We start from the raw sequence: 13038 nt of genomic DNA, 5'->3' as shown, positions 1-13038 counted from the left end.
GGCGAATCCGTCGGATCGACCTGCGTACTCGGCACGCCGACGGAGCGCGCGCTCACGTCAAGTTCGCCGCGCAGGACCGCACGCGTATCGCCGCGCCTACTTCGGCAGATCCGTCGGATCGACCTGCGTGCCGGGCACGCCTACGAAGCGCGCGCTCACTTCGAGCTCGTCGCGCAGCGCCGCCCGCGTGTCGCCGCCCTCGGAGCCCTGCGCCGACGCAGCACTGCCATCGAGCGCCGGCAGGATGTAACCGTTCACCATCCGCCGGAACAGCTTCACGTTCTCCGCATCGCGCAGCCCGCCGTCCACCGGCAGCACGCCTGTCATGACGATTACCGTATTGCGCTTCGGCAGCACCGTGATGAATTGCCCCTTGAAGCCCATCGCGTCAAATTCCGGCTCGGTGTCGACGATGTTGTTGATCCACCAGTAGTAGCCGAAATGCGGCGACACGCGCGGCGTCGTCATCTGCGCGATCCACGCTTGCGGGACGACCTGCCGGCCCTGCCAGCGCCCGCCGTCGAGCACGAGCATGCCGATCTTCGCCATGTCGACCGCGCGCAATCGTAGCCCCCAGCCGGCCGACACGAGCCCCGTGCGATCAGCGCGCTCCCATGCGGCGCGCTGCATGTCGAGCGGCGCGAGCAGATGCGTCTGCGCATAGCGCTCGACGGGTTCGCCGGCCGCCGCGCTCAACATCGCCGACGCGAGAATCGGATTGACGTCGGTGTACTCGAACGCGGTGCCCGGCGCGACCTTCGGCGCCGCCGACGCGGCGAGCTTCAGCCGGTCCGGCGCGGTGTAGTAGATCGGATCGTCCTTCGGGCTGAAGTCGTAATGCAGGCCGCTCGACATCGACAGCACGTGCTTCAGCTCGATGCCGCGCTTGTCCGCGAGCGCCCCGGCCAGGTCGGGACGCCACGCGGCGAGCCGCGCGGCCACCGGATCGTCGAGATGCACGGCACCACGCTCGACGAGGATGCCCGCGACGAGCGACGTCACGGCCTTCGTCACCGAGTACAGCTCGTAGGTCGCATCGCGCGATGCTTTCGCGCCGTAGCGCTCGAAGATCAGCTTGCCGTCCTTCACGACGAGCAGGCTGTACACGTCGAGCTTCCGGTCGCGAATCCAACGCGACAGGTCGGCGAGCTTGCGCGAATCGACGCCGACGTCCTCCGGCTCGGCCGCCGCGATGCCGGTTTCATGCAGCGGCGGCAACGCATCGGCCGGCGGTGCGGCAGATATCGCGGGCGCGGACGCCAGCGCACCGCCGCCGATCAGCATCGCCGCGAACCGCGCGAGCAGTCGGCGCGTGAAAGGCGCACCCGGCCGCCGCGCATCGGGCCACGCCGCCGGGCCAGCAATCCCGCTTGCAGTCCCGCTTGCCATCCAATTTGCAATCCTCATCAGATCTCCGGAGCATCGTTGAATGCAGCGGCGGTACCGGGCACGCCCTTCGTCTGCCGGCTGCGCGCGAATTCGTCGCGCAGCGCCTGCGTGGCAGCCGCGCTTTCGACCGGCGGCCGCGCGGGCGTGAGCGCCGGCAGGATGTAATCGCCGACCATCCGCCGATACAGGTTCAGGTAGGTCGCGTCGCGCAACCCGCCGTCGGTCGGCAGCAGGCTCGTCATCACGACGACCGCGCGCTGCGCGGGCAGCACCGTGATGAATTGGCCCTTGAAGCCCATCGCGCCGAATTCGGGCGTGCCACGCTCGACGACGTGATGAATCCAGCAGTAGTAGCCGTAATCATTCGCGGCCGGCGACGGCGTCGTCATCTGCCGGATCCAGCCGGCCGGCACGACCTGCTTGCCGTTCCACCGGCCGTTGTCGAGCAGCAGCATGCCGATCTTCGCCATGTCGACCGCACGCAGCCGCAGGCCCCAGCCGCCCGCCACCGCGCCGGTTCCGTCGGCGCCGCTCCAGCGGTAGTGCGCAAAGCCGAGCGGTTCGAACAGCCGCTTGCGCGCGAAGTCGTCTTCGCGCTCGCCCGCGGCGATCGATACCGCCGTCCCGACCAGCACCGGATTCACGTCGATGTAATCGAAATGCGTACCGGGCGGCTGCGCGGCGCGGCTCGTCACCGCGACGCGCAGCCGGTCGGGCGCGTCGTAGTACAGCGGATCGGTGCCTTCGCGCGTCGTGTAGCGCAACCCGCTCGACATCGACATCAGATGCCGCAGCTCGATGTCCTGCTTGTCCGCGAGTTCGCTCGCGAGATCGGGCCGCGCGGCCGCGATCAGCGGCGCAACCCTCGTCGACGGGCCGAGCTTGCCTTCGCCGTCGAGGATGCCGGCGAGCAGCGCGGTGATCGTCTTCGTCACCGAATACAGCTCGTAGTTGTTGTCGCGCGTGAGGCCGTCGCCGTAGCGTTCGAACACGATCTTGCCGTCCTTCACGATGACGAGGCTGCGCACGTCCATCCGGTCGCGGCGCAGCCATTCGGACAGCCGCACGAGCGGCGCCGAATCGACGCCGACCGCTTCCGGCACGACGCTCGGCATGTCCTGCGGCGCGCCGCCCGCGGCCCGCGCCGGGCCGGCGCACGATCCGGCGACGATCGCGGCGGCCGCGAGGCCGCGTATTGCATGGGAAACGCTCATCGTTGCTCCTGTTGAAACCGCGCCCGCTACGTGTAGCGGGCGTTCACATCGATCACGTCGACCGAGCTCAATCGACACACGGCTTGCCGGCCGGCAGGAACTGCCCGCGCCCCGGCTCAGCCTCGAGCAGCCGGCCGTCCTCCACGAGCAATTCGCCGCGCGACAGGCAGTGACGCGGCCAGCCCGTCACCTCGACGCCTTCGTACGGCGTGTAGTCGACCGCATGATGCAGCGACGCATTCGCGATCCGCACGCGCTTGTCCGGATCCCACACGACGATGTCCGCATCGGCGCCGACCGCGATCGTCCCCTTGCGCGGATACAGCCCGTACAGCTTCGCCGGCCGCAGCGACGTCAGCTCGACGAACTGATGCAGCGACAGGCGCCCCTTGCGCACGCCGTCGAACAGCAGCGGCAGGCGCGTCTCGAGCCCGGGGATGCCGTTCGGGATATGGTCGAACGATACGGCATGGCCGCCCGGATGCTTGCCGCACGGATCGTCGTAGTTGAACGGCGCGTGATCGGACGAGAACACCGAGAACACACCCTGCTTCAGCGCCTTCCACACGGCCTGCTGGTTGGCCGGATCGCGCGGCGGCGGGCTGCATACGCATTTCGCGCCCTCGTAGCCGCCATGATCGTCATGGCCGAGATCGGCGGCGCTCAGGTACAGGTACTGCGGACACGTCTCGGCGAGGATCGGCAGCCCGCGCGACTGCCCCCAGCGGATCTGCTCGATCGCCTCGGCGCCCGACACGTGCACGATCAGGATCGGCACGTCGACGAGTTCGGCGAACGCGATCGCACGATGCGTCGCCTCGCGCTCGACCACCGCCGGCCGCGCATGCGCATGGAAATGCGGCGCGGTATGGCCGTCGCCGAGCAGCCGCTCGGTCAGCCAGCCGATGCAGTCGGAGTTCTCCGCATGCACCATCACGAGCGCGCCGTGCTCGCGTGCGACCGACAGCACGTCGAGCATCTGCCGGTCGTTCAGCTTCAGGTCGTCGTAGGTCATGTACACCTTGAACGACGTGTAGCCGTTCGCGATCAGCCGCGGCAACTCCTCGGCCAGCACGTGCGGCGTCGGATCGGCGACGATCAGGTGAAAGCCGTAGTCGATCAGCGCGCGCCCTTCCGCGCGCCGGTGATAGTCGTCGACGGCGGCCTGCAGCGACTGCCCCTTCGCCTGCGCGGCGAACGGCACGACGGTGGTCGTGCCGCCGCACAGCGCGGAGCGCGTGCCGGTCAGGAAATCGTCGGCCATCTTCAGGCCATCGGGCATCGGTTGGTCGAGATGGCAGTGCGCATCGACGCCGCCCGGCATCACGAGCATCCCGCTCGCATCGAGCTCGCGCGGCGCGCGCGGCAGCCCGTGGCCGAGCATCGCCACGCGGCCCGCGCGGATGCCGATGTCGCACGTGAACCGGTCTGCCGCCGTGACGACGTCCGCGTGGCGAATCACGAAATCGAGATCGTTCGACATGGCGCGCGCCTCAGACCACGTCGCCGAAGAGACGCCCCCAGCCCTTCACCTGCCGCGTGTCGTAGTCGGCGAGCTGCAGCGACTTCCATACGACGGTCGAGATCGTGTCGTAGATCGGAATGCCCGTCTCTTCCTCGAGCGCCGGCACGAGATGCGCCGCGTTCAGGTTCGTGCAGAAGATCGAGATCGCGCGCGGGCCGGCCTTCGCGACTTCCCGCACCATCCCGCCGATCTGGTCGCCCGTTACTTCGGAGAACGAGAAATTGACCTTCAGGTTCAGGTGGCGCTCCGCGATGCAGTTCAGCCCCGAGCGGCGATAGTTGTCGACGATCTTCGTCTGCACGTCGTCGAGATACGGCGTGACGAGGCCGAACTCGTGCGCATTCGTCTTCTTCAGAATCTCGTTCAGCGCGAGCACGGAGGTCGTGGCCGGTATGCCGGTCGCCGCGGTGATGCGCTGGCACAGCCGCTCGTCGGCCTCGAAGCCGAGCCAGCCGGACGACGTGCCGTTCCACGCGATCACGTCGACCTTCGCGTCGGCGAGCAGCATCGCGGCCTGGATGATCTTGTCGTCGTCGAACTGGCCGAGCGCCTGCCCCGACAGCGAGATTTCGGTCACGGGGAAGCGCGCAAAGTGCGCGGACACGCCCGGCAGGCCGGCGACCATCGCGCTCGTCAGCGGTTCGAGCGACGTGTTGGACGAAGGGGTGAGCATGCCGAGCAGGGTACGTTTCTTCATGATGGGTTTCTCGTTACCAGTGAGTGCAGTCGATGCAATGGAAAGGGTCGGTCAGACCGGGAGCTTGTTTTCGTAGTCGATCGCGCTGGAGCACACGAGCAGCCCGACGCCTGCCGCCGCGAACACCATCAGCGCAAGGAAGTAGGAACCGGTGAACTGCACGATCGCGCCGACGACGATCGGCACGGTGATGCCGCCGATGTTGCCGCCGAGGTTCATGAAGCCGCCGAGGAAGCCGATCTTGTTGCGCGTGCCGAGCGACGACGGGATGCACCAGTACAGCCCGCACCAGCGCAGGAAGAACAGCGTCGACGACAGCAGCGCGACGCACACGGCCGGGCTCTTCACGTACGCCACCGAGAAGATCGACACGGTCGCGATCACCGCGGCGATGCCGAACAGCGTGCGCATCACGACGTTCGGGCGCCCGCCCGCGGCTTTCCACTTGTCGGCGATCCAGCCGCCGAGCAGTTCGCCGACGAAGCCGCAGAAAAAGATGATGAAAGTCGAGCCGCCCATCTGCTTGATGTCGAAGCCGTGCACCTTGTGCAGGTAGTTCGGCATCCACGTGAGCAGCCCGTAGAACACGCTGTTGAAGCACATCCAGCCGAAGAACATGCACCACACCGACCGGTACTTGAAGAAGTCGCGCGAGCGGCCCGACGCACCGGCCGGCTCGGCCGCGAGGTCGCTCGCGTGCGATGCCTCGATGTAGTCGGCTTCGAGATCGTTGACGCCCGGATGCTCGCGCGGCGTGTTGCGGATGTAGGACCACGCGACGAACCCGGCGAGCACGGTACCGATGCCGGCCACCGCGAACGCGAGCCGCCACGAGCCGAGCAGCGCGATCAGCCCGGCGATCAGCACCGCGCCCAGTGCCGCGCCGAGCGGCGCGCCGCCGTCGAGCAGCGTGGCGCCGCGGCCGCGCTCGGTCTGCGTCATCCAGATCGCATTGAGCTTGCCGCCGGCCGGATAGATCGGCGCTTCGGCCGCGCCGAGGCCCAGACGCGTGAGCAGCAGCGACGGCGCGTTCGTGCACACCGCGGCGATTGCCTGGAAGAAGCCCCAGAACACGGTCGCCGTCGCGATCACGATGCGCGGCTTGAACCGGTCGGCCAGCATCCCGCCCGGGATCTGCATCGCCGCATAGGTCCAGAAGAACGAACTCAGGATCAGACCCTCCATCGCCGGCCCGATGTTGAACTCCTGCGAGATGTAAGGCATGGCGACGGACAGCGACGCGCGATCGACGTAGTTGATCGCAATGAGGCTCAGCATGACGACGAATATCTTCCAGCGGACGGCGGACTTGCCGACCGTCAGGCCGGCGACACCGGAGGTTGAAGACATGGACGGACTCCACAGATGAACGAGGATGGTCGGGACGTCGCGCAACGTTGAACCGAGTATAGGATTAGAAATTTATAATTACAGTTAGCGTAAACGCTTGGTTTTATTGAATTTGTTATTCATAAACGACGGCGCAGGGTAAGCCCCGATATCGTGATAAGCTTGCCCCATCATGACCCAGACACCCCGCAATCCCCTGCTTCTGCGCACGCGCGGCATGGCCGCGGAGATCGCCGCGCGCCTGCGCGTGATGATCGACGAGGGCGAATTGCCGCCCGGCGCACGCATCGACGAAAAGGAACTGAGCCTTGCGTTCGACGTGTCGAAAACGCCGCTGCGCGAAGCGCTGAAGGTGCTCGTCGCGGAAGGCGCCGTCACGCATCGCCAGTACATCGGCTATCGCGTCGCGTCGATCGACATCGACGATCTCGTGTCGACGTTCGAACTGCTGCACGGGCTCGAGGCGATGGCGGGAGAATTGCTGAGCAAACGGATCGGCACGTCGACGCTCGCCGCATTGCAGGCGAAGCACCGGAAGATGGTCGAGTGCCATGAAGCCGGCAAGCGCGTCGAGTATTTCCGGCTGAACCAGCAGATCCATCAGATGATCATCGACGCGGCCGGCAACCCCGTGCTGTCGGGCATTTATGCGTCGCTGATGTCGAAGGTGCACCGCGCGCGCGGCGCCGCGAACGCGGACACGCTGCGCTGGGCCGAATCGCTGCACGAGCACGACGAGATCATGGCCGCGCTGGCCGACCCCGACCACAAGGCGCTGCCGCAGGTGCTGCGCAGCCATTCGGAAAACACCGCACGCGAAGTGCTGGCGATCCTCGATCGCGCGAGCACGGCCGACGCGCCGGGCAGGCGGGCGGCGGAAGCGTAATGCTTCGGTGATGCTTCGGCCATGCTTCGTGATGTTTCGCGACGGCCGCCGTGTTCCGGCGGCCTGACGGCCACCGCTACGCGGCCTGCAACGCGCGCCGCGCCACTTCCGCGAAATAGCGCGCGCCGATCGGCAGGATCTCGTCGTTGAAATCGTAGGTCGCGTTGTGCAGCGGCACGCCGCCGCGCCCGGCCGCTTCGCCGTTGCCGATGAACACGAAGTTGCCCGGCACGGCCTGCAGGAACGCGCCGAAGTCTTCCGAGATCATCATTGGCTGCACGTCCGCATTCACCGCATCGGCGCCCACGATCCGCGCCGCGGCCTGCACGGCCGTGTCGACCCATTCCGGAGCATTCACCGTCGGCGCGAACTCGTGCGTGTACTCGAACGTGCAGGTCGCACCGTGCGTGCGGCAGATCCCTTCGCTGATCTCGCGCATCCGCGTTTCCAGCAGCGCCTGCACGTCGCGCGAATAGCTGCGCGTGTCGCCCTTGATCGTCACCGTCGACGGCAGCACGTTGCGCAGCCCGTCGGTGATGAACTCCGTGCACGAGATCACGGCCTGCTGGCCTGGATCGAGATTGCGCGACACGATCGTCTGCAGCGCGAGCACGATCTGCGAGCCGATCACGATCGGATCGATACCCATGTGCGGGCGCGCCGCGTGCGTGCCGCGCCCATCGATTCGGATCACGAAGTTATCCTCGCTCGCCATGATGCCGCCCGCGCGCGTCGAGAACGTGCCGGCGCGCATGCCCGGCATGTTGTGCGCGCCGAAGATCGCGTCGACCGGGAAGCGCTCGAACAGGCCATCGGCCATCATCGCCTTCGCGCCGCGGCCATGTTCCTCGGCCGGCTGGAAGATGAAGCGCACCGTGCCGTCGAAATCCTTGCGCTCCGCCAGCAGCTGCGCGGCGCCGAGCACCATCGACATGTGGCCGTCGTGCCCGCACGCGTGCATCTTGCCCGGTATGCACGACGCGTAGTCGCGGCCCGGTGCGTGCTCGGCGATGTTCAGCGCGTCCATGTCCGCGCGGATGCCGATCGCGCGCGTGCCGGTGCCGACCGTCAGGTTCGCCACCAGCCCCGTGCCGCCGATCCCGCGATGCACGTCGAGCCCGAGCGCCGTCAGGATCCGCGCGACGTAGTCCGACGTATTCACTTCTTCGAAACCCGTCTCCGGGTGCTGGTGCAGATGCCGGCGCCAGGTCTTCAGTCGGGCCTGCAGCGTGCTTTCTTCCGTCGCGTCGATCGCGTCCATCGTGTTTGCCTCGTCGGTCGTCATGTCGTTCGGTTCGTTCAGGCCATCGCGGCTGCGCGGTTCACCTTCAGCCAGTCGCGCTGCCGCGCGAGCACCGCATCGGCCGTGTCGCCCACGCACTGCCGGTAGACGGACGGCGCGGTCGCCCCTTCCGTGTTGATCGCCAGCACGCGTGAATGCGCATCGAGCCCCACCTCCCGCGCGAGCGCCGGGTCGCGCATCAGCACGGCGAGCCCCGCGATACCCGCCGCGCCCGATTCGCCGGACACGAACGGCACGTCGCGTGCGCTGCCGGCCGCGAGCGCGCGCATCGCCTGCACGGCGTCGGCGTCGTCGATCAGCATGAAGTGATCGATGCACGGCTCGAGGAAATCCCACGCGAGCGGCGACGCCTCGCCGCACGCGAGCCCGGCCATCACCGAATCGCCGCTGCCGGTCGCCTTGGTCGCACGCCCGGCGAGCGCGCTCTGGTACAGGCAGTCGGCCTGGCGCGGCTCGACGACGATGAAATTCGGCCGCTGTGCGCCATGATGCTCCCAAAGATAGCTCGCGACGCCGGCCGCAAGACCGCCCACGCCGCCTTGCAGGAATACGTGGGTGAACGGGCGGTTGCCGTTGCTGCTGTTGCTGCTGGTGCTGCTGGTGCCGCCGTTATCGCCGTTATCGCCGTTGCCGCCGTTGCCGCCATTGCCTCCACCATCGCCCTCGCCCGCTGCCTGCTGCGCGAGCGCTTCGGCCGCGATCACGCCATAGCCCTGCATCACGTCACGCGGAATCGCTTCATAGCCGTCATACGACGTATCCGACACGACGTACCAGCCGTTTTCGTCCGCCAGTTCCGCTGCGTGCACGACCGATTCGTCGTAGTTGCCGGCGATGCGCACGATCCGTGCGCCGTGTGCGGCGATCGCGTGCTCGCGCTCGGCGTCGACGTTCGCGTGCAGCACGATCACGCAGCGGCAGCCGATCGACCGTGCGGCGGCGGCCAGCGCGCGGCCGTGATTGCCATCGGTCGCGCTGATCACCGTCAGGTCGGCCAGCGACGCCGCGTAGCGGCCGGTGACGAGCCCGTGCGGATCGAGATTTTCGGCGGGCCGCAGCCGTTTCACGAGCCGCACCAGCGCGATCGGCGCGCCGAGCGCCTTGAAGCTGCCGAGCGGCGAGCGGCACGCTTCGTCCTTCACGCTGATGCTCGCGACGCCGAGCCGCGCGGCCAGGTCGGGCAGCGCGTGCAGCGGCGTGCGCGCGGTGCCGACCAGCGGCCAATGCGACAACCACGCGCCGCTTTCGTCGGCCGCGGCGATGTTCATGACGCGCCGCAGTGCGTCGGGATAGGCGGCGCGCGACGCGCGCGGGTTGGCGATCAGCATGGCGGGGAAGCTCCGGAAAGGGACCGCGGGCGGTCCATCGGTGGATTAGGTTCGGGCGCGCACGAGTTGCGCTCGCCGACGGTCCGAAAAATAATATTGCGCATGCCGGTGAACAAAATCGCCAAATCGGTGGTCCGGACGCAAAAATTTCTCATTCTTTCGAGGTTACCGCGCCATCATGACTCCCCCACTCGATGCCTTCGATCGCAAGCTGCTGATGGAAGTCCAGCGCGACGCGCAAACGCCGCAGAACGAGCTCGGCGCCCGCGTGAACCTGTCGACCGCGGCCGTGAACCGCCGCCTGCGGCGGCTCGCGGAAGACGGCGTGATCGAGCGCTATACGGCCGTGGTCGCGCCGGAGAAGGTCGACCATCCGCTGACGATCGTCGTGAACGTCGAGGTCGAGAGCGAGCAGATCGACCAGCTCGACGCGATGAAGCGGGCCTTCGAGCGCTGCCCGCAGATCCAGCAGTGCTACTACGTGACGGGGGAATGGGATTTCGTACTGATCCTCGCCGTGCGCAACATGGATCAGTACAACGCGCTCACGCGCGAGCTGTTCTTCTCGAACAACAACGTGAAGCGCTTCAAGACGCTGGTGAGCATGAGCCGCGTGAAGGTCGGGCTCGAGGTGCCGCTGGATGCCGGCGACTGACGGCCGACTCGAGATGGCGATGGATCGCAACGAATGACGATCGGCTCGACGTACGCGTCGGCCCCGGCGACTGACGATCGACGTCAGCCGCTATCAGCGCGCGCCTGCGGTCAATGATCCGAAAAACGCCGGGAGCTTCGCCTTGCTCGTCGTCTGCAAGCGCGACATGAGGCCGTGATCGACTTGCCGCAGCCCGTAGGTCTCGCCGATGTCGCGCTGCAACCGGCACCACAGATGGCTCGCGATCTCCGCGTCGACCATCGCGCGGTGGGCGCGGCCCGTCTGCGGCAGGCGCAGCAGGTCGGCGAGGCTCGATAGCCGGTGGCTCTGCGCATGCGGATAGATGCGCCTCGACACCAGCATCGTGCACGCGAACGCATGCTCCGCCGCCATCCCGAGCATGCCGAGCTCGGCTTGCCAGAAGCGCTTGTCGAAACCGGCGTTGTGCGCGACGACCGGATGGCTGCCGACGAACGCGGCGGCTTCCTTCATGACCTTCGCCACCGGCGGCGCCGACGCGATCATGTCGTTCGTGATCCCGGTGAGCGCGACGACGTCGGACGGAATGCGGCGGCCGGCGTTCATCAGGCTCTGGTAACGGTCGACGATCTGGCCGTCGCGCAGCAGGATCACGGCGATTTCGGTCGCCCTGTCTCCCATGTTCGGGGAAAGCCCGGTTGTTTCGAAGTCGAGTACCGCTACGGTTTGCATGGTCGAATCAGAGGAAAGATACCCGGCGCGGAACGCCGGTCAGCGCGCGTCGCACCGACGCGAAAGCGCCACAGTGTATCTCCCTGGTGCCGCACCAGGCGGCAAACTCGATCGTCATGCGCGGCCCGTCGCCGCTTTCGTACGGACGGACAGGCACGCTCGCCCCATCCGCCGCCGAACGCCGACGAATGTACCGATGCTTGCGCGCATCGGTACATCCCCTTCTCTACGTCAACGACAACTGAAGCTCGCGGCCGAATTCACGTCGCCCGAGCCGTTGTAGCGCGCGACCTGCGGATACGGGCACAGCGGCCGCGTGCGGCCCGCGCCCCACGACGTCGGCACGTCGGCGTTCGGCACCGCGTTCGTCGTGTCGCGCGCGGTCGCAACGACCGCTGCGGGCGCCTGCCCCTGTTCGACCCACGCGACGAGCGGCGTCAGCATGTCGAACTGGTCGGCGGCCGGGCCGCCCGAGCAGTGGTTCATCCCCGGCACCGGATAGAAGCGCGCGAAACTCGACGCATCGCCGCCATTCGCCTGCGCGACCTGCGCATACCAGTCGCGCGTGTCGTTGAACGAGAACACCGGGTCGCCGGTGCCGTGATAGACGAGCAGCTTCGCGCCGCGCGACTTCAGCGCGGCGAGGTTCGTCTCGTCGGGCGGCGTCATGAACGACCACGACGACTGCGTGTACGTGCCGTTCGTCGCGAAGATCGCCGGTGCGTCGTTGTCCATGTCGAAGCCGAGCGCGAAGCCGGCGAGGTTCGCGAGCACGGCGGCGGTCTTCGGCGGCGTCATGAACGTGAACGCCATCGCGGCCGGGTCGAGCATGATCGAGTTCGACTGCTTCCACGCAGCCCAGCCAGGGCCCGACATGCCCGGATCGTACGGAAAGCTCGCGTAGAGCGCCGTGCCCGCGCTGTTGCGCGCACCGGTGAACACGTTCTCCAGCGCGGTTTTCTGCGCAGGCGTGAGGCACGACCCGGTGCGCGTGCCGTTCGCGCAGGTCGGGATATCCGTCTCGACGCTGAAATGCGCCTGGCACGCGGCGACGTCCTGCACCATCCCGTCGGTCGCACCGTCGAGCGCATCGCATTTCTCGAGGATCTTCGCGCCGACGAACTGGCGTTCCGCATCGTTGAAACCGCTGCGGATATCCGGCAGCCCGTTCGTTCCGGTGGCCGAGGCGATCTTCGCGAACTGCTGCGCGCCGTACATCTCGCCGATCGCCGCCTTCGGCAGATGGAAGCCCGGATCGCCCGCGATGATGCCGTCGTAGTCGGCCGGGTTGCGCACCGCCGTGACCATCGCGTGACGGCCGCCGTTCGAGCAGCCGCCGAAATAGCTGCGATCGGGCGCCTTGCCGTATGCGAGCCGGATCACCTGCTTGGCCATCGGTGTCAGCGCGTCGACCGCGCCGTAGCCGTAGTCGATCCGCGCCTGCGGATCGAGGCCGAACAGTGGGTTCTGCGCGGCGCTGTGCCCGGAGTCCGAGCTGATCACCGCGAAACCCTGGTTCAGCGCATCGGTCAGCGGCCCGCCGCCGCCGATCTCGCCGGTCGCGGTCACGACGTTGCCGTCGAGCCCGCCGTTCGCCTGGTAGAAGAAGCGGCCGTTCCATGCTTTCGGCAAGCGCATCTCGAAGCCGATCGCATAGGTCTTGCCGTCGACCGCGCTCACGTGCTCGTTCATCTTGCCTGCGATCACGCAATGCTCGGCGATCGGCTTGCCGGCCACCGTCAGCGCGCCGGCGGCCGCGGTCGTCACCGACGTGAACGACGTGTTCGCATACGCGAGCTTCGCGGCGAGCGCGTCGCAGGTCTGCGTCATCGCGGCGGGGGTCGCGGCGCTCAGGTGCGTCGGGCTGGAGCTGACCGAATCGTCGCCGCCGCAACCGGCGAGCATCGCGGCGGCTGATAACGGCGCGATACAAAGGAATGCAGATTTTCTGTTCAAGATAACTCCCGTTCAGTTCGTCAC

General features: G+C 67.4%; 11 protein-coding genes. 2 read left to right on the top strand and 9 right to left on the bottom strand.

Annotated elements, in window-relative coordinates; genetic code table 11:
* Positions 1-96: 96 nt before the first annotated feature.
* The 5 genes from O1Q03_RS10435 to O1Q03_RS10415 form a co-directional block, all read right to left on the bottom strand.
* Positions 97-1407 carry a serine hydrolase domain-containing protein gene (locus O1Q03_RS10435; protein ID WP_269503224.1) on the bottom strand — a complete coding sequence of 437 codons (1311 nt, stop codon included), beginning with the start codon at positions 1405-1407 and terminating at the stop codon, positions 97-99.
* Positions 1407-2603, bottom strand: a complete 1197-nt coding sequence (locus tag O1Q03_RS10430) for a serine hydrolase domain-containing protein (protein ID WP_269503223.1) — start codon at positions 2601-2603, stop codon at positions 1407-1409. Before O1Q03_RS10430 ends, O1Q03_RS10435 begins: the two co-directional genes overlap by 1 nt.
* A gap of 67 nt (positions 2604-2670) precedes the next feature.
* A complete protein-coding gene (hydA, locus tag O1Q03_RS10425; protein ID WP_269503222.1) occupies positions 2671-4086 on the bottom strand; it encodes a dihydropyrimidinase in 1416 nt (471 codons plus the stop codon).
* A 10-nt stretch (positions 4087-4096) separates the two neighbouring features.
* Complete coding sequence (locus O1Q03_RS10420) at positions 4097-4825, bottom strand: maleate cis-trans isomerase family protein (RefSeq protein ID WP_269503221.1); 729 nt, start codon at positions 4823-4825, stop codon at positions 4097-4099.
* A gap of 51 nt (positions 4826-4876) precedes the next feature.
* A complete protein-coding gene (locus O1Q03_RS10415) occupies positions 4877-6175 on the bottom strand; it encodes an MFS transporter (protein ID WP_269503220.1) in 1299 nt (432 codons plus the stop codon).
* Positions 6176-6347: 172 nt separating this feature from the next.
* On the opposite strand from O1Q03_RS10415, the gene O1Q03_RS10410 reads away from it, so the two are divergent.
* Positions 6348-7061 (top strand): GntR family transcriptional regulator, encoded by a 714-nt coding sequence (locus tag O1Q03_RS10410; protein WP_269503218.1) that lies wholly within the window; start codon positions 6348-6350, stop codon positions 7059-7061.
* A 76-nt stretch (positions 7062-7137) separates the two neighbouring features.
* Here O1Q03_RS10410 and O1Q03_RS10405 read toward each other — a convergent pair whose 3' ends face one another.
* Positions 7138-8322, bottom strand: coding sequence for a M20 aminoacylase family protein (locus O1Q03_RS10405; protein ID WP_269503415.1), 1185 nt, complete (start codon positions 8320-8322; stop codon positions 7138-7140).
* Positions 8323-8360: 38 nt separating this feature from the next.
* Complete coding sequence (locus O1Q03_RS10400) at positions 8361-9692, bottom strand: PLP-dependent lyase/thiolase (protein ID WP_269503217.1); 1332 nt, start codon at positions 9690-9692, stop codon at positions 8361-8363.
* Between the two features lie 178 nt (positions 9693-9870).
* Between O1Q03_RS10400 and O1Q03_RS10395 the strand changes: the two genes are divergently transcribed.
* A complete protein-coding gene (locus O1Q03_RS10395; protein WP_269503216.1) occupies positions 9871-10347 on the top strand; it encodes an Lrp/AsnC family transcriptional regulator in 477 nt (158 codons plus the stop codon).
* A 93-nt stretch (positions 10348-10440) separates the two neighbouring features.
* On the opposite strand, the gene O1Q03_RS10390 is transcribed toward O1Q03_RS10395, so the two are convergent.
* Positions 10441-11058, bottom strand: a complete 618-nt coding sequence (locus O1Q03_RS10390) for a 3'-5' exonuclease (protein ID WP_269503215.1) — start codon at positions 11056-11058, stop codon at positions 10441-10443.
* A 231-nt stretch (positions 11059-11289) separates the two neighbouring features.
* Positions 11290-13014: a tannase/feruloyl esterase family alpha/beta hydrolase gene (locus O1Q03_RS10385; RefSeq protein ID WP_269503213.1), complete on the bottom strand. Its 1725-nt coding sequence runs from the start codon at positions 13012-13014 to the stop codon at positions 11290-11292.
* Positions 13015-13038 lie beyond the last annotated feature (24 nt).

It is taken from the genome of Burkholderia sp. IMCC1007, from assembly GCF_027257875.1.
In the GTDB taxonomy this organism is placed as follows: domain Bacteria; phylum Pseudomonadota; class Gammaproteobacteria; order Burkholderiales; family Burkholderiaceae; genus Burkholderia.
The sequence above is the reverse complement of the archived record's forward strand: the minus strand, read 5'-3'. Positions and strand labels throughout refer to the sequence as shown.